A 17,526-nucleotide genomic window follows, 5' to 3' on the forward strand; every position below is an offset into this window, starting at 1 on the left:
AACTGGATTTTCAACCAGGATTACGAGATAATGGGGAGTGGTATAGATGACAGCCAAGATAACGCTTCTGAATGATACGATCGCCATGCTGCGACAGCATATCGACAGAGGAACGTCAATCGCAATGGAAGACGGCACCATGGACGAGTTGGTGCAGGAAGCCGTCGCCCTGGTAGAATCGTATCGTCTTGCCGCTTCCCGCAAAGTGACCGTTCTTGGCTGCTACATGCTGATCAGGCACGCTGTCAGAAAACATCGGGATTTGGCGCTGCTTGACAACGAAGCATTAACGCGGAGCATTCTTGAAGGCGATTATTTGTACGGCATGCTGTATCGTTTGGCGTCGGGACGCAAGGAGCTGATGCTCATGCAGCATTTGACTCCCTTCTACAAGAAGCTGCAGCTGGCGCTGCTGGAGGGTCAGCATCCCCGTCAATTGATGGCCGAGCTTAACGAGATGCTTCGTCTCTATCTCAACAAGCAATGTGCATAAGGAGGACGGTCATATGAAGCTGTACGATCAGCTTGGAATCAACCTGGACGAGATTGACCGTACGCTGTGCAATGTATTGGAGAGCGATTCCTCGCTCTCCTTTTCTGCGTCTTCGGTCAAAGAGCACGGACTTTCTCTCGTGCAGGCAGGCGGCAAAAGACTGCGGCCCGTTATGGCGATTATCGGCGGCCGTTTTGGCCAGGCGGAGCGTTACCCATACGTCCTGAAGGCAGCAGCCGTGCTGGAATACATCCATACGGCTTCGCTCATTCATGACGATATTATCGACCAGTCTCCCCTGCGCCGCGGCCAGCCTACGCTACACACCTTGACAGGCGTGCCCAAGGCGGTGCTGATTGCCAATTATATGATGGCGCGCGCGGTTGAATGGGCTACCGAAACGCCAGAGCTTGATTCCTCGGGACAAGCCCGTTCGGAGGAAGAGCTTGAACGGATCTCCTCCCTCGCCTCCGTCATTACGGAGCTTTGTTTAGGCGAATACAGTCAGCTTAGAGATCGTTTTAACTTCGATCTTTCACTTGACGACTACTTGGCCAAAACCAGAAACAAAACCGCTCTGTTAATGGCTCATTGCCTGAAAGCCGGCGCCGATGCCGCTTATGCGGACGCCGGGCATTCGGAGCTGCTGTTTCAATTCGGGGAAGCATTGGGCATGGCGTTTCAGATCAAGGACGATGTGCTCGATTTTGCCGAAAAAAAAGAAGCTATTGGCAAGCCCGCAGGAGCCGATCTGCGAAACGGCATCATCACGCTGCCGGTGCTCTACGCGATGGAAGACCCCGCTTTGCGCCAGGAGATTGTTGCTTTAAGCGCGGAATGTCCGCAGGAAGACTTTGACAGGGTTATAGCCGCCATCAATGGCACCGATGCGCTGGAGCGCTCGCTAAAGCTGGCGCAGGACTATACGGACAAAGCAGCTCAAGCCGCTGAGCGCCTTGCACCGCATCCCGCAGCAGTCCATTTGACGACACTCATTCACTATTTTGCAAAATAAAACGGAATTACTTATCATTACTGCAAACTTGCTTCGGACAAGTTGAACTAAAAGGTCAACGAAAAGGGCTACAACAAAAAGCAAACTCCGGGAATGCCATATGATTGGCGTTCCTTGAGTTTGCTTTTTAGTTTGGTTTTTTAGGTTGCCGGGGCGCAATGTCCCTCTATAGCAAAATGCCTGCCGTTACGGGAAGAGCAAAGGATAGCAGGAACAACGTATCCCTGGAGGACCATTGAAGCGCCCGGTACGAGGTTCGGGCCACGCCCAGCCGATAGCCGCGGGCCTCCATAGAGTCTGCCAGATCTACCGCCCTCCTGAACGAGCCTGCCAGAACAGGCACAAGCAGCGACAATAGCAGCATCGCCCGTTTGACCAGCGGTTTTTCCGACAGGTTCAAGCCGCGCGCCAGCTGAGCCTTCCAGATTCGCTCCGCTTCCTCGAAGACGGTTGGAATAAACCGCAGCGCGATTCCGACCATCAGCGCGATTTTTCCCGGTGAAAGCCCTATAAAGCGCAATGGCATTAGCAAGCTGCCCAAACCTTGAACCAGTGACTCCGGCCTTGTCGTAAAGGTCAAAATCGCCGCAAATGCAATAAACAAAATCATCCGGGAAGCGGATACGATACCCCGCTCCAGTCCCCCCGCATACAACGTAAACGGCCCCAGATCAATAAAGCTTTGACCGCTTGTTTCAAACAAAACATGAAATAAAAAAATAAATACGATAATGAACAATAACGGCTTGATCGCCCTTGCAAACATAGCCAGCGGAATACGGGTGCTCATAATGACGACGGCGGCAAAAAGCAGTAGCGCCAGTATGGAGGCGTAGGAATCCGTTACGAAGACGGCGGCCATGAACAAAAGCATGGACGCTGTTTTAGCGCGCGGGTCCAGCCGGTGCACCCAGGAGCTGCCTTCTATATATTTACCGAACACGATTCTGGATCGCATACCCATTCTCCTCTCTATACGGGCTTACCTGGAGCCGGACAGCGTTTCCGCTATCCAGCGGGCAGCCTCCTTAGGAGACAGCGCGTCCATCGGGAGCGGCACCTTCATACTCCGCGCCAGCTCCTCCAGCATGGATAGGTATGGCGGCACGACGATGCCCGCTTCCTCCAGCACATCGCGGCGTCCAAGCAGCTCTCCCGCCGAACCTTGAAAAACATGCCGGCCTTTGCTAATGACGACAAAATCATCGCCATAAGGCAACACTTCCTCCAGCCGATGCGTCACTATCAAAATCGTTTTTCCTTCGTCCCGGCAAAGCGCCTTCAGCAAAAGCAGCAGCTCCTCGCGGCTTTGCTGATCCAGCGATGCCGTGGGTTCATCCAGCGCAATGACTTGCGGACCCGAAGCCAGCACTGACGCAATGGCCGCTTTTCTCATCTGGCCTCCGCTAAGCTGAAACGGGCTTTTGTCCAGCAGCCCGGCGTCCAGATCAACCTCCTTGGCCGCGTTTCGTGCGGCAGCCTCGGCTTCTTGCGGATTACACCCGAAATTAAGCGGGCCAAAGGACAAATCCTGAAGAACCGTTTCTTCAAAAAGCTGCTTCTCCGGAAATTGAAAAACAAGCCCCGTTTTTTTGCGCAGCTTCAGCAATGAGGCATCCAGCTCCTTTTTTTCTGCTTTGGTGCGCTTTCGAGGTGTGGTTCCCTCCGGCAAGCCGCCGTTTTCTGCGGCCGCCGCGCCCAGCGTCACGTCACCGCTTGCCACCTTGCCCTCCATCGGCAGGAGCAAGCCGTTCAAATGCTGGAGCAGCGTAGACTTGCCGGAGCCCGGCGCTCCCAGCACGACGGTAAAGCTGCCTCGTTTTACAGTCAAATTGAATTGCTCCAGCCCTACGGCCGGCTTGCCGCCGGCATCGGCGTAGCGGTAGGAGACGTTTTCCAGCCTAATGTCCATAGTTGCTCCAGCACCTCTCTCTCTGTCAGCGCTTCCTTGATTGGAAGGCCAAGCGCCTTCAGCTCCCGGCTTAATTGCAGCAGATAAGGCGTTCCAAGGCGGCAGGCCTGCAGCAGCTCAGCATCGCGGAATAGCTCCTCCGGCTCGCCATCGCCAATTATAGCCCCGCCGCCAAGTGCAATTAGCCGCTCCGCAGCCAGCAGCTCATCCGTATCATGGCTGACGCATACCATCGTATAACGCTTGCTGCTGTGCATCTCTTTCATAAGCGCCAGCAGCTCGTTTTTGGAGCCTTCATCCAGCATGGAGGTTGCCTCGTCGAACAAAATAAGGCTAGGCTCCATCGCCAGCACGGAAGCCAGCGCAACACGCTGCTTCTGTCCGCCTGACAGCATTGCGGGGTGGCGGTCCAATAGCGGCGTTACATGCAGCATATCGGCGTAATGCTCGACCCGCTGCACCATCTCGTCCCTGGCAAGCTGGCGATTCTCAAGGCCAAAAGCAATATCGTCGCGGACGGTTGCCCCGACAAACTGATTATCCGGATTGGCAAAAACCGTTCCGATGTCCATCCGGATTTCCCATGAGCGATCAGAAGCAAGCGCATGGCCGTTTATGGCAATGTCGCCGGATGTTGGCTTCAGCAATCCGTTAACGAGACGAAGCAGCGTCGACTTGCCGCAGCCGTTTGCGCCAGCAATCGCAACCCATTGCCCGGCGGGAATGGTCAAATCAATGCCGCTCAAAACGGGGTTTTCCTCCCCGCTCCGGCCAAAAGCAACCTGCCGCAGCGCAATAGCGGGCGGCTTGCCTTGCACATCGTTCATGACGCATTCCCCTCCGCTTCCGCCCCTGTCTCTCCTCTTGTCCCCTTCATCGCAGTCAGCCATTGCACTCTGCTTAACGAATCAATCAGCTTGCCGCAAACCACGCCAACAAATACGCCTGTAACGACGCCGGAAACCAGCAGGAAAGGCAAATAATAAAAGATTTTTGTTGTGCCAAGCACTAATGACGCAGCGCCAAGCTGCCCCAGATTATGGGCTACGCCGCCCACTACGCTGACGGCTATCAGACTAAACGCGCCTCTCCCTAGCCTTAGCATAATGAGCATAATCAAAAAGCTGCCCAATGCGCCCAGCAGGCTGAAAATAAAGGTCGAAAAGCTCCCCAATATAAACGACGTCAACACCGTTTTGAGCAAAATAAGACTAAGCGCGTCCCTGGCGCTGAACACATAAAGGCAGGTCAGCACCATGATGTTGCCCAGCCCCAGCTTGGCTCCAGGGATAGCGACAGCAAACGGGATCAGGGATTCCACAATGCCAAGCACAACTGCAACCGATGCAAAAATAGCAATAAGTACCGTTCTTCGAAGCTCGTCTTCCTTAGGATACGAAAGCATCGACTTCATCCCCGCTTCCCGCAGGACCCGTTATTTCAACAAAAATGCGGTTGGGCAAACAAACGATATGTTGGCCTTTATGTCCAATGTGGCCAAAACCGAGGCAAAGCTGGTCGGGACAATCCGCCTCTACCATTTCAATTCCGTGCTCCGACACACGCAGCAAATTGTAGCCGCGGCTGGTACGGATTTCGATATCCTGGGTCTCCTCTGTCAGCTCCACCGTCTGATAATGCTCCCCATTAACCGATATTTCAGCTGTTGATGCCGCAGATGCCGTATCTTCCTTACTATTGAATAAAAGGGGGACGATAAACCATGCCATTACGGCAAGCAGCACCGCATAGATGATCAAATCGCCCGCTCTAACCTTTTTCTTTTTCATTATGCCGCCTCCTCTGATCTCATTTAGCTCAGACGCTTATACAGACAAGCTTATGGAGTCTGCTGCGATCTGTTCGCCCTGGTGCGTTTGCGGACATTTTGCTCTATAATTTCATTATGATTTCAGCGCTTCCGGGGCACTATGATATTCGTCACATATGGATGTTGTGTCATTTGATACTGTTAAGACAACACTATAAGGACGACGAAAGAGGGATTTCGGTATGGGCAAAAGAATACGAATGCCGTTGTTCATTGTTATGCTGGCCGTTATGATCGCCGCTGCCGGCTGCTCGGGGGGAAATAAGGAGACGCAATCTGCAACAGAAACGTTGACGCCAAAGGCTGAAACGTATTTTATCTTCGATACCATCGTAACATTGCGTGTTTATGATGACAAGATGACCAAAACTCATTTCGACGAGGTAAAAGCGCTGCTTCAGGAAATCGACGGCCAGATGAATCGCCAGCAGGAAAACAGCGAAATCGGCCAGGTTAACAAAAATGCCGGGGTCGCCCCTGTAAACGTTTCGCCGCAAACGATGAAGGTGGTCAAAAGAGCGCTTTATTACGCTTCCATCAGCGATGCCATGTTTGATCCTTCCATTGGCCCCATCGTTGATTTATGGGGCGTGGGCAGCGACCACGCCGCCGTTCCGTCGCAGGAGGCCATTAACGAGCGCAAGGCTCTGGTCAACTATAAGGATATTACTATAGACGAAGCCAACAGCACCATCAAGCTGGAAAAGCCGGGCATGATTATCGATTTGGGAGCGATCGCCAAGGGATATGCGGCAGACGTAATGGCGGCATACTTAAAGGAAAAAGGGTTCAAAAGCGCCATCATCGATCTTGGCGGCAACGTGCTTGCCATGGGAGCCAAGCCCGGCGGAGGCGATTGGCGGATCGGCATTCAGACGCCGGAGGAAGCGCGCGGCAACCATTTGGGCGTGCTGCCCGTCAAGGACAAAACGATTGTCACCTCGGGCGTTTATGAGCGCTATTTTGAAGAAAACGGAAAAATGTATCATCATTTAATGGACGGAAGAACGGGCTACCCCGTCGATAAGGACTTGCTGAGCGTTACGGTTGTCACTGATGTTTCCATGAACGCTGACGCCTTGTCCACCGCCGCATTTGCTTACGGGGTCGAAAAAGGAATGCAATTTATCGAGGAACAGGAAAACGCGGAAGCAATATTTGTAACAACAGAGCATGACGTCTATTTGACAAGCGGGCTAAAAGGAGTCTTTCAACTAACTAGCGACCAATTCCATTTAGCGAACTAAAGGGGACGCGACTGCCCGGCCATTCGATGAATTCCATTTAATGAACTAAGGAGGCGCGTCGGTTCGGACATTCATGACCGTTAGAGCCCCCTTTTTGATGAAAAACCAATTCCAAAGGACACCGGTGACCGTAAAAGCTTGTTTTTGCCCTCTAAATGTGATTTTTGAGCGTTTAAAGGACATCGGTGACCGTTGGCCGCAGCGAATCCAGCCATTTGATGTTCTGGCGGCCAAAAGTGACCGTTAACCGGGGAACGGCAACGAGCGCGGGAACAGCGGTCAGTGTCGATGTTATTGACGAATGAGTTAGCATTATGAATGCTATTGATGCACAAAAAGATGACCCCGCCCACTTTTATAGTGGTTTGAGGTCATCTTTTATATTTGAGAACTTTTTTATTTGAGAATTTTTATATTTTAGGACCGGATATGATGGAAACCCGGGATGAACGCGGGATGTATTCCGGTTTAGTCCTCTTTAAAAATCGGCGTAAGCGTTAATTCAAACGCAAACTGCTTTTCGTTCAGGCGATATTTGTCGAGCAGCTGAGGACCGCAGGAGTTGGAGCCTACGCCGCTCATTTTGTAATCAACCGTCACGATTGTTTCCTCGCGCGGAGTCAGCTCATGCGTGTGCGATGCCGCAGTCAAATCCGCTGCGGTATAATGCAGCGCCTGGAAGGAAAACGGCGTTGGCGCATCAAAGCGCAGACCCATGCCCAGCTCGCTCGTTACGGCCGCCCATTCCGTTCCGTATCTTGAGCCCGTTTCCTGCGGCATCACATACGTGCGGGCCATTTCGTCCACGCTAAGCAGGTATTTGCCCTTGCGCGCGCTTATCCGCTTGTCGATATAGCTTTCATGCGGACCGTAGCCGTAATACTCCACTTCCTCCGTGCCTTTCGGCATAACCAGCTCTACGCCAAAACGCGGCAGATAAGGAACATTCTCGCGGACATCCGCATTAACCGACAAAGTAATGGAGCCGTCAGTCTGGAAGGTCCATCTGGATTCGCCTCGCAGCAGCGGACTTTTAATATAGCTTCCCAGCGAAAAGGCTACAGAGGCTTGTACTGCGCCGTTCTCCAGCGTTTCCCATGACGATCCGTACACCTTCATCACCGCCCGGTCAAATCCTTCGTTTTCCCATTCCTTGCGGATATTCATATCATTATCCGCAGGCGCGCGCCATACCGTAAATCTGGCCGGCTCGCTCAGCATGGCGACGCCATGGCGAGCAGCTTCAACAAGCGTTCCCTTGTGCAGATCAAATACGTGGCGGAAATCAAAGCCGGAAACGACAAGTAAGCTGCCTGCTTCGCTTGCGCTTATAAATGCAGCGCGTTGGCGCTTGGCCTCGGTGTCGGCTGCAGCCTCCGCAATCGACGTTTTGCCGGCGGACGCCCCATGAACCTGGAACTGCGCAAATGCAATTTCATGGCCGGCAGGAGCCCAGCGGGTTTCTCCATGCTCCCAGATGGATACCGTCAGCCATTCATTCCCATTGCCTTGAACGGTGTATGGAATTTGCACAAGCTGAGATTCGCCTGCCGCCGCCGTCAACGGCGCAGTCATTCCCTGATCAACCAAAACGCCGTCGCATTCCAGCTTCCACCGCAAGGACAAATGAGACAGGTCGATAAAGTCATACCGGTTGCTCACATTGAATAGACCGCCCCCGATATCCTCAGCTGTCACATATACCGGAGCAATGACCTGCTTTAGCTCCAGCAAGCCGATATGCGCTTTTCTGTCCGGCGATACGAGTCCGTCAATACAGAAATTGCCGTCATGCGGCTTTTCTCCAAAATCTCCGCCGTAAGCAAAATACGGAACGCCGGACGGCGATTTGGCAGCGATGCCGTGATCGTTCCACTCCCATACGCAGCCCCCCATCAGCTTGGGCTCGGCGTAGATAACGTCCCAATAATCCTGAAGGTCGCCCGGCCCGTTGCCCATAGCGTGGCTGTATTCGCACAGAAACAGCGGCTTTGTATTTTTTTCGTCTCTGGCATATTCGGCAATAGCCGTTGTAGAAGCGTACATCCGGCTTTCCATATCCAGACAATCCACATTGGTATCGCCCAGATAATGCGGCGCAGCTCCTTCATAATGAACGGGTCTGGAATTATCGCGGATTTTGGTCCATTCCGCCATGGCCATATGGTTAGCCCCATAGCCGGATTCATTGCCAAGCGACCAGATAATGACGGAGGCATGGTTTTTATCCCGCTCCACCATCCGAACGGCACGATCAACAAAGGCTTCCTTCCATGCCGGATCGGTAGCCAGCTTATGGAAGGCCACCTCTCCCTCTTTGCCGGTGTAAATGACGCCATGGCATTCCAGATCAGCCTCGTCTATCACGTAAAAGCCATATTCATCACACAAATCCAGGAAACGCGGATCATTAGGGTAATGAGAGGTGCGAATCGTATTGACGTTATGCTGCTTCATCAGATTTAAATCCTTGATCATATGATTCACGGGTATGCTTTGACCCAAAACGGGATGAGAATCATGGCGGTTGACGCCCTTCAGCTTGACTGGACGCCCGTTAATGGTGAAAACTCCGTCCTTGATCTCCACGCTTTTAAATCCGATGCGGAACCGCAGCACCTCTTCCCCGGCCTGCAAGTAAAGCTCATACAGACGCGGCTGCTCCGCGTTCCAGAGCTGAGGGCGGCTAACCTTCAGACTAAGAACGCCCTTGCCGTCGATGCTGCCCGACACTTCGCCTGCCTTGACGCCTTGCGGGTCCAGAAGCTCGGCAGATACATCCAGCGCTGCGGTAGTTTCAAGCTCTACTTTCACCTCGCCTGTCGAAAAATCAGCCTCAAGCCGAGGTTTGGCGAATACATCGCGGATATGCGCCGAATCCCGGGATACGAGATATACATCACGATAAATACCGGAATAGCGCCACAAATCCTGGTCCTCCAGATAGGTTCCATCGCACCATTTAAGCACCAGCACCGCGATGGAATTGCTTCCTGCCTTTACATAGGCCGACAAATCAAATTCCGAAGGAATGCGGCTGCCCTGGCTATAACCGACAAATGCCCCGTTTACCCAAACATAGAAGCAGGCGTTGACGCCTTCAAAAACAACATACGTTTTTTTGCCCGTCCAGCCTGGGGGCAGATTAAAATCACGCACGTAAGCGCCGGCCGGATTTTCGTCCGGCACAAACGGGGGATCATATGGAATGGGATAGGCCACATTGGTATAATGCATTCTGTCATAACCGTTGGTTTGCCAGCAGGAAGGCACGATTAGGCTCTCCCAATCGCCTTGAAGAGAATCCCCGCTATGAAAGGCGGGATCAACCTCCTGCACGCTTTTGTGATAACGGAATTTCCATGCGCCATTCAAGGTTTGATAGTGGGGCGAGCTTACGCGGCGCCCCGACTTTGCGGCTGCCTTGCTGTCATAGGGAATAAAGGATGCCCGCGCCGGCTCGCGGTTGATGTGGAGACAGTCTAGCTGCTCCCACTCACGGCTGATTGTCATTTTGCCAACACTCCTTAGCTCAATTTGATTTCATTATAGAGGTGAGCTATGATCGGAAGGAAGGAACAAAAACGACATTAAACCGCACAAAATGGACAAGGAGAAATTCTTTATGAAGCTTTTACGCTTGAAAAGCAATTTATCCGGCAGTCTGAGAGACATCTTTCCGTTTGCCGTCTATACCGTCGGCACCGAGATACAGCCACCCTTAACCCGGATGAAGGGCTTTTCGGCTCATCAATTGTTTTTGACGGTGTCCGGTACGGGGAAATTTCGCAAGTTGGCTCATGATAAGGACAAATGGGACATCCTAGAGAGCGGCAGCCTGCTGTACATTCCGGCGGGCTGCATGCATGAATATACGCCGACAGGCCAGGAGCCATGGCAGGTTGCCTATGTTACGTTTCTGGAAAACTTCGGGGGGATGATGGACAAGTGGGGCCTTCGGGGGACGCCCCGTTTATTTCATTTTGCCAATACGGATGTATTAGTCGAACGGATTTATGCCATCTGGGATACCTTCGGCGAGGAGCAGGATGAGTGGACAGCATCGGAATATCTGCTGTCGCTGCTGCTCGACCTGCAAAAAAGTCATTGCAAAACAAAACCGGCAGAGCAGCAGCCGCTCATACCGGGCGTATTTCGGGAAACGATCATGGAAGCGGCCGTGCAATTTATGCACGATCACCTGAACCGTCCGCTTACAATTGAACGGCTGGCTCAGCATGTAGGCTATTCGCAAAAGCAGCTTACGCGCCTGTTCCGCCAAAGCTACGGCACCACGCCGCTGCAATATTTGCACCGGCTGCGGCTTAATGCGGCGCAAATGCTTCTGCTGGAATATCCGGAGCTGACTGTAAAGCAGGTGGCCGCTTATGTGGGCATGGAGCCGGACTATTTTACGCGGCTATACAAGCGGACGTATGATTCCTTGCCGTCGGAGGATGCAAAAACGGCGCGTACTTGACGCGCGCCTATTCCATTGTCCGCGCTAACGGCGCTCGATAACGGCACTTCACGTCGCCTAGCTGCCTGCGCGCATAATAGGTACCCCTTTGTCTCCGGCGATCCGCCTGCCTGTCGTCTAAAAAGGCACCCCTTTATCGCTGCTGATTCTCCTGACGGTTTTCAGGGCTGACTCCTTTAGTTACTCTTGGTTAGTTACTCTTGGTCTCCTCCTCTTGCGGCAGCCCCGGAGAAGGCTGGGGAACGGGACGATTCTGAGTCTCCAGCATATCAGAGGAATAGATGGAGACGGACATTTGCCCGTTGCCCGCATAAGAGCGGATGAGAACGGGATGATTATAGGGGTTGCGAAATGCCAGGTCGGGCCCGTACCAGCTAACGGTAGCATCACGCCCCGACGGCACATAAGTGACGTTCCTGCTGTGGGAATAACGCTCCGTGATTGTCAGCCCCGCCCGGTCGGCTGCATTATACAGGGTTGAGGATACCTGGCAAATGCCGCCTCCAATATCCTCGTCCATCTCTCCCCGCACAATGACGGGCGCGCGCTGATATCCTTTTTCCGTTGTTCGTTCACCAACAGTTCCATTAAAGGAAAATCGTTCGCCCGGAAACAGGACGGTATTGTTAAGCGCCTTGGACGCTAGTTGTATATTGGCGGCCCGGTTGGCGTTGCGGGAATTATAATAGGTTGTATAACGTCCAATGGCATTCATTTTGATTGCGGACAAAATTTCACTGTCCACCCGAGGGTAAATAGGCCGCAACGGGATTTCCAGCACGACTGGCCCGCCTTCATAAAGGTAGCTCAGCAAAGCAATTTTAAAAGAAAAAATATCCAGCGTTGCGCCAGGCTTCTCCGGCACGATAGAACCGTATCCGTCCAAAATGGCATTTACCGGCTCGCGCCTGACCTCCCGCTCCAATTGAACTGCAAGCCTCTTGACCGCTTCCTCATTAACAAGCGGCACGGCACCAGGCATCGGCAGCATAAGCTGCTGACGCAGCGCCGAGGTTATTGTGCGGCCTTCATGCTTTAATTGCAGCGGGGGATTATCGGCGCTTGGCCCAGACTCTTGCTGGACTTGCTGTATTTGCTCATTACTCGTAGCGGCTGTCTCAACCGATGGAAATATTAAGCTATAGGAGCTATAAAAAACAACCATTCCCGCAAGCATCCAAGTCCATCCCATCCCTCATTACCTCCGGCTGTCCATTAAGCTTCAACCGGATTAATATGCGCGATAGTCCGCTTGTCTATGCAATTACAGCATAAAAGCAAAACAGACGTTACGGACAAGGCAGCCATGACAGGTATGACAGACATGACAGACATGACAGACATGACAGACATGACAGACATGACAGACATGACAGACATGACAGACATGACAGACATGGAGGGCTATTCAGAAGCCTCTGAAATTAACTGGGACTGGGAGGCTGTTTCATCTTCCTTTTTCTCCCCGCCTATTGCCTCCTCCAGATTGCCTTTGGTTTTATCATTGCTTTTTAGCGCAAGCACAGCCCCTTCCAGCTCGTTATTCTCTATGATGTAAGGCGGCGCTCCCGATCCTGCGTATTGGGTTGAGATGCCGACGACTTCTGCATTGGCAATCATTTCATTGCCGGATATAACGGCTTGCTTGACGCTGAAGCGATCATTCCGCTTCCAGTAATCGCCCAGCTTGATCAACTCAACGCCTTCCTGCGTAATGGCGTTTGCTTCAAAAACATTTTGTTGCAAATCAAGCTTTGCCGCGGCCTGAACCGAAATAGCCGTTGTGTTGCCTTCAAGCCTGAAAAGCGAATTTTTCACTGTTAAATCCAGCTCGGCGTTATTGCCGAACAGTCCGGTTCTTGCCGTTTCGCTAGTCTGAAACGTACATCGGTCGAACACATATTTCCCGGCGAGATTAAGCGCTATAGCTCCATCCGCCGAACCCTTCGCTCCTTCAAAGTAACAATCATTATACGTCGCTTGAGGTAATGCCAGCCCTGATAAGGAATTATATCCGACAACCTTGAGGCGGTTAATAACGCTGCCGGGGTCAAGCCGTCCCGTTACCGTTCGAAGCGCGGATTCCCCCTCCACATAAATATCCGATATGACAACAGGTTTTCCCCATAGAGCAAGACCTGCCTCCTTGCGCTTGTCTTTGCTGTAAATGCTTATATTTCTGGCCGTCACTCCAAAAGGCGTTTTGGCGCTGATGGAGAAGGTTCCGTTTGTTACCGTCATTCCATCAATTGCAATGCGCGGTCCGTCAAACGTGGTTGAAGAATCATTCAGCTTGTTGTTCAGAAAAATAGCGTCGTGAGCCGCAACGATCCGTGTTCCGTCAAAATGATTGTTTATGACCAGTGCACCGGTAAAAGGCTGGGAAATCGCTAGGCCAATTGCACCCTTGGAGCCAAGGTGATTGCCCTCCACCACCGCTTCCTTCCCGTCGTACAATATGACATCGTAAGAGGCATTATTATAAAATTCATTGTCCTTGATATGAAGGCGGCTGTTCCGATTGCCATTTTCCCCATACCCGCCCTCCGCGTCAATGCCGGATTGCGGCGCAATGCCCTTGATGTTATGAAGCTTGTTGTTTACGATCAATACCCGGTCCGCGCCGCCCACCGTTATGCCTTGACGTCTGTTATAGGCAAACTCGGAATCCCGGATAACAATGTTTTCCGTTACCTTCCGGTTCCAGAACTCGATGTAAGCATCCTTGGCGGAGGCTTGGCGGAAGACGACATGAGCATAAGCCGCCCCTTCAGGCAAGCTCACAAGCTCCCTCACCTTCACGCTTGCCATGACCTTGACGAGCTTGCTTTTGGCATCAAAAAAGAAAAGATCAAACTCCTTGCCCAAATGAATGGGATTGGTTAGCTCGAATTGCTTTTCCGTCTTAAAAATGGGATGGTCAAACCGGAGCGGCTTGACGGTTCGAATCCGGGTTTTATCGGCTGCGGGTTTACCCTTGTAATCAAAGCCGCCGGACACAAAATCATTTTGATACAAATCCCTGACCAGCGTTTCATGAGCCCCGATAATTAAACCGTCGCCCGTAAAATGGGTGCCCTTTACCCCTTCAATGGTAATGTTGTTGGCCCCTAAAACGGTAATGCCGTACCCCCGCTCATGCGTGCCCGGCGTATGGGGATTGTCTTTTTTGCTATAGTCATGGCTGTCCTTATCGCCAAGATACGTGCCGCCGCGCAGCGTTACATTGTTTGCGCCATAGCCGATAAACATCAGCTCGTAATGCTCCTTGCCGTTTTCCTGCTTCTTCAGAATGGTGTCATCCGATAGCTGGAACAGCATATTGCCGACCATATTAATCCGGCTGTTTTTGTCGATCAGATATGTGCCGGGCGGCAGCGTGACGGCTGTAATTTTGCTTTTGGCCGCCCATTGCAGCGCCTTATTGATGCCTTGAGTCGTTTGAACCGGCTTTGTGCCGTTGCTTGAAATGCCCCATCGCTTCAAATCGATCATATGCGGCTTTTCTTGATAGCTGAATAAGTCAGCGCCTTCCGGCGTTGTTTCATATCCTCCCGACAAAAAATCTCCGGCCAGCGGATTGCCCTTCGGCAAATCGGGTATCGCCGGCGCAGCAGCTCCTGTCCCATAGCCGGCGGTGGCCAGCAATCCCAGCTGCAGCCCGATAAGCAGGCAGCCAATCAGCTTTTTCATCCTTTATCCTCCAGTAGCGAAGTGAGTGAATCTGGAAGCAGATTCCACATTCACTATATCATAAATATTGTTCTTTAAAAAGAACAATATCGCAAAAAAAACCAACCGCAACCTGCCGATTGGTTCATAACTGCATATTTTATCCATTTTTTTACGAGAGGCAGCAATCATGTTTTTCAGCCGCTACATCAAGCCGGGCATACATCTGCCGTATATTTAGCAGCCCCTACAGCAAATCAAGCAGCGGCTGATAAACGCCATGCAGGAACAGGAAAAGCAACGCCCCTACAGCCGATCCGATCAGCGCTCCATTCAGGCGGATGCGCTGGAGATCGGTATCCACCTTCTCTTCTATAAAATGAACCAGCCGCTCCTCCGTAAAATCATCCAGCGTTCTGCGCACAATAACGCCAATTACGGCATGTTCGCTTTCAATGGTTTGCGCTAGAAATTGTCCGGCGTATCCCTCCAGCTGCTCCTGAATGTCTTTGTCTGCCTTAAAGGTTTCCCAATAAGAGGAAAACAATCCCGTCATCCATTGCTGAATATCCTCCGGCTGCAGCGTCCGGTTGTCGGCTACGATATATTTCATGTCAGAGCCTGGCGCTAGCATACCCGCAACCGCCTCAAGCAAACCCTGGATGGCCGGCTGAAAGCTTAGATGGAGAAGCACGTCGCGCTTCCATTCATCAATGGTTTTGGCGGCGTCATCGCTATTTTCCAAGTGATCGGCCAGCTCGTGCAGACGCTCCACCAGCATAATCCTAAGCTCATGCTGAGGATTTTTGAGGCTTTCCATAAAGCTCTGCAAATCGCGGTGAAGCGTTTCAGCAGCCTCCTCCAGATTGATGGCATCCGCCGCCTCTGCAAAATCAACCAGCTTTTGCTTAAGCCAGCGGGTAAAGGAGCCGCCTTCGCTTACGAATTTATTTTTCTCCGCTGCAAGCATGTCTGCGATGGCTTGACGGATTTCGTCTCCCGCCGTTTTTTCGGCAGCGTAGTCCACGATGTGGCCAAGCCATTTCTGAACGTCGCTATGGTTCAGCACCCATTTGAGAGCAGCTCCGCTATACGGAGCCAAATTGACACCGGCCAGCGCTTTACGGGCATGACCGTCAAGCTGCTCCGACCATTCCTTGGCGTCCATTCTGCGCAAAAAGGAAAGCGCCAGCATCCAAACCTGAGCGGCCACAGCCTGGAGCCCTTTTTTATGGTCAACCCAATGAATCAGCGTTTCCACCAGCCTGAACCGCGATAGCCGTTCCCGAAGAAGCTCCTTGCTCAAAAGCTGCTCCTCCACCATCTGGACAACGCCGTCCACCAGCTTATCCCGGTTACGGGGAATGATTCCAGTATGTGGAATCCATTTCATGCCCATAGGGCTTCGAAACAGCGCCGTTACGGCAAACAAATCCGCTAGCGCGCCGACCAGTCCCGCTTCCGCTGTATATAGCAGCATTTTGGCCCACCATTGACCAGGGTACACATAAAGACAAGCTGCCGCTCCTGTAAAAAGCAGAGCAAGGAGCAGCAGGCTGGCGTTCGCTTTTTGTTTCATCGTCATGCCCGCGCCCCTCCGATCCAGAACGTCAGCAAATATAGCCCCATGCCTACAAAGGCTCCTACAACCATGCCGTTCAGACGAATATATTGCAGGTCCTTGCCAGCCTTGTCTTTCACGAAGTCTGAAAGCTCCTCTTCGCTAAACGCGTTCAGCTTTTCACGGACCAACTTTCCAATGACGGTATGATGCCGCTCAAGCCAGGCAAGCAATACATGCTTGATTTCACTGTCCACAGTTTTCCGCAGCTCCGCGCTTTCCGACAATTTGGCGACGCCCCGGCTGATTTGCTCGGCAATCCAGCCCTGGGAAGCATCCCCATTAGCCGCCAGCAGCTTTTCCCGCGCTTTCTCCAGCCTGCTGGCAATAAATTGATCCAGTCTCAGGCTGTCTCCCGCGCCCTGCAGCAGCTTGCTTTTGATCCGTTCGACCTCCTGGCGCAACTCCACTTCATTTCGCAAACGTTCCACAAAACCGGCAAGCTGCTCCTTCAGCGCCAGGCTCGCGGGATGATCGGGGGAGGCCATGCCTTCCAGAAAAGCAACCAGCCAATTTTGCACCTTGACGCTTATGGCGTAGGCATTAAGGCCGGCCGTAAAATCAACCAGACGGCGACGCAATTTATCGCCCTCATAAGACTTGACGGCTGCTTCGGCAAACTGCTGGATCAGGAGGCGGACCTTTTCGCTCCCTGCCAGGCCGGCAAGCTGCGCCGCAGCGAAGGAAACGGCTTTTTCATCGTAGCCGTTTTTGATGCTCCACTCCCCGATATCCGCCAGCAGGTCCGATGCTTGAAGAGCATCGGCATGATCCAGCAGAAAACGCCGCATCCCTGTGGCCAGCTCCCCGGGGTCCGCTTTGCCCAGCAGCTCTGCGGCCAGCTTGGTTGCAATAGCTTTTACATCCTCGGCTCCTCCGTGGCGGGTCAAATAACGCGCTATCGTATCGCCCAGATTATAGTCCTTCAGCGTCATTTTGATATGGTCAACCGTCAGCAGCTCTTTTTCCACCATATCCGCAAGCTCGCCGATCAGCTTCTCCCGTCTGCGCGCAATGATTCTAGTACCCATCCAGCTTGGCCATTTGATCCGCAGCGGATTGCCGAACAACGCGCTGATCGCAAAGGAATCCGCCAGCCCGCCTATTGTGGCCGCGCTAAAGCCTGCAAACAAAAGCCCGCCGGCAAAATGCTGCTGAAACGGAAAAGCGGCCAAAATGCCAGCTCCCGACAAAACCAATATGCCGTTTGCCGTTGTTCGAATATCCCTTTTCCCCATCGCCATCTGCTCCTATC

14 protein-coding genes are annotated in these 17,526 nt (G+C 52.5%); 4 read left to right on the forward strand and 10 right to left on the reverse strand.

Annotated elements, in window-relative coordinates:
• Positions 1 to 46: 46 nt before the first annotated feature.
• Positions 47 to 493: a hypothetical protein gene (locus A7K91_RS18890; protein ID WP_068685638.1), complete on the forward strand. Its 447-nt coding sequence runs from the start codon at positions 47 to 49 to the stop codon at positions 491 to 493.
• Between the two features lie 13 nt (positions 494 to 506).
• Positions 507 to 1,508 carry a polyprenyl synthetase family protein gene (locus A7K91_RS18895; protein WP_068685639.1) on the forward strand — a complete coding sequence of 334 codons (1,002 nt, stop codon included), beginning with the start codon at positions 507 to 509 and terminating at the stop codon, positions 1,506 to 1,508.
• 166 nt (positions 1,509 to 1,674) lie between these two features.
• Here the strand turns inward: A7K91_RS18895 and A7K91_RS18900 are convergent, their stop codons facing one another.
• The 5 genes from A7K91_RS18900 to A7K91_RS18920 are packed head-to-tail and all read right to left on the reverse strand — an operon-like array spanning position 1,675 to position 5,210.
• A complete protein-coding gene (locus tag A7K91_RS18900) occupies positions 1,675 to 2,466 on the reverse strand; it encodes an energy-coupling factor transporter transmembrane component T family protein (RefSeq protein WP_068685641.1) in 792 nt (263 codons plus the stop codon).
• Between the two features lie 24 nt (positions 2,467 to 2,490).
• The gene (locus tag A7K91_RS18905; protein ID WP_068685643.1) at positions 2,491 to 3,420 is read right to left on the reverse strand and encodes an ATP-binding cassette domain-containing protein; all 930 of its coding nucleotides are present in this window, start codon (positions 3,418 to 3,420) and stop codon (positions 2,491 to 2,493) included.
• Positions 3,357 to 4,247 (reverse strand): ATP-binding cassette domain-containing protein, encoded by an 891-nt coding sequence (locus A7K91_RS18910; protein WP_068685645.1) that lies wholly within the window; start codon positions 4,245 to 4,247, stop codon positions 3,357 to 3,359. Before A7K91_RS18910 ends, A7K91_RS18905 begins: the two co-directional genes overlap by 64 nt.
• Positions 4,244 to 4,834 carry a Gx transporter family protein gene (locus A7K91_RS18915; protein WP_245697656.1) on the reverse strand — a complete coding sequence of 197 codons (591 nt, stop codon included), beginning with the start codon at positions 4,832 to 4,834 and terminating at the stop codon, positions 4,244 to 4,246. Before A7K91_RS18915 ends, A7K91_RS18910 begins: the two co-directional genes overlap by 4 nt.
• Entirely contained in the window at positions 4,809 to 5,210 is a 402-nt protein-coding gene (locus A7K91_RS18920; RefSeq protein WP_068685649.1) for a NusG domain II-containing protein, read from the reverse strand. The genes A7K91_RS18915 and A7K91_RS18920 overlap by 26 nt, the downstream gene beginning before the upstream one ends.
• Positions 5,211 to 5,433: 223 nt before the next feature.
• On the opposite strand from A7K91_RS18920, the gene A7K91_RS18925 reads away from it, so the two are divergent.
• Complete coding sequence (locus A7K91_RS18925; RefSeq protein ID WP_068685650.1) at positions 5,434 to 6,498, forward strand: FAD:protein FMN transferase; 1,065 nt, start codon at positions 5,434 to 5,436, stop codon at positions 6,496 to 6,498.
• A 468-nt stretch (positions 6,499 to 6,966) separates the two neighbouring features.
• Here A7K91_RS18925 and A7K91_RS18930 read toward each other — a convergent pair whose 3' ends face one another.
• Positions 6,967 to 10,011, reverse strand: a complete 3,045-nt coding sequence (locus tag A7K91_RS18930; protein WP_068685651.1) for a glycoside hydrolase family 2 TIM barrel-domain containing protein — start codon at positions 10,009 to 10,011, stop codon at positions 6,967 to 6,969.
• 112 nt (positions 10,012 to 10,123) lie between these two features.
• On the opposite strand from A7K91_RS18930, the gene A7K91_RS18935 reads away from it, so the two are divergent.
• The gene (locus A7K91_RS18935; RefSeq protein ID WP_068685652.1) at positions 10,124 to 10,978 is read left to right on the forward strand and encodes an AraC family transcriptional regulator; all 855 of its coding nucleotides are present in this window, start codon (positions 10,124 to 10,126) and stop codon (positions 10,976 to 10,978) included.
• A gap of 190 nt (positions 10,979 to 11,168) precedes the next feature.
• On the opposite strand, the gene A7K91_RS18940 is transcribed toward A7K91_RS18935, so the two are convergent.
• The 4 genes from A7K91_RS18940 to A7K91_RS18955 form a co-directional block, all read right to left on the reverse strand.
• Positions 11,169 to 12,170 (reverse strand): VanW family protein, encoded by a 1,002-nt coding sequence (locus A7K91_RS18940; RefSeq protein ID WP_156739666.1) that lies wholly within the window; start codon positions 12,168 to 12,170, stop codon positions 11,169 to 11,171.
• A 212-nt stretch (positions 12,171 to 12,382) separates the two neighbouring features.
• Positions 12,383 to 14,671 (reverse strand): right-handed parallel beta-helix repeat-containing protein, encoded by a 2,289-nt coding sequence (locus tag A7K91_RS18945; RefSeq protein ID WP_068685653.1) that lies wholly within the window; start codon positions 14,669 to 14,671, stop codon positions 12,383 to 12,385.
• A 226-nt stretch (positions 14,672 to 14,897) separates the two neighbouring features.
• A complete protein-coding gene (locus A7K91_RS18950) occupies positions 14,898 to 16,235 on the reverse strand; it encodes a DUF445 domain-containing protein (protein WP_068685654.1) in 1,338 nt (445 codons plus the stop codon).
• The gene (locus A7K91_RS18955; RefSeq protein WP_068685655.1) at positions 16,232 to 17,509 is read right to left on the reverse strand and encodes a DUF445 domain-containing protein; all 1,278 of its coding nucleotides are present in this window, start codon (positions 17,507 to 17,509) and stop codon (positions 16,232 to 16,234) included. The genes A7K91_RS18950 and A7K91_RS18955 overlap by 4 nt, the downstream gene beginning before the upstream one ends.
• Positions 17,510 to 17,526 lie beyond the last annotated feature (17 nt).

This window comes from Paenibacillus oryzae (assembly GCF_001675045.1).
GTDB classification, from domain to species: Bacteria; Bacillota; Bacilli; order Paenibacillales; family Paenibacillaceae; genus Pristimantibacillus; species Pristimantibacillus oryzae.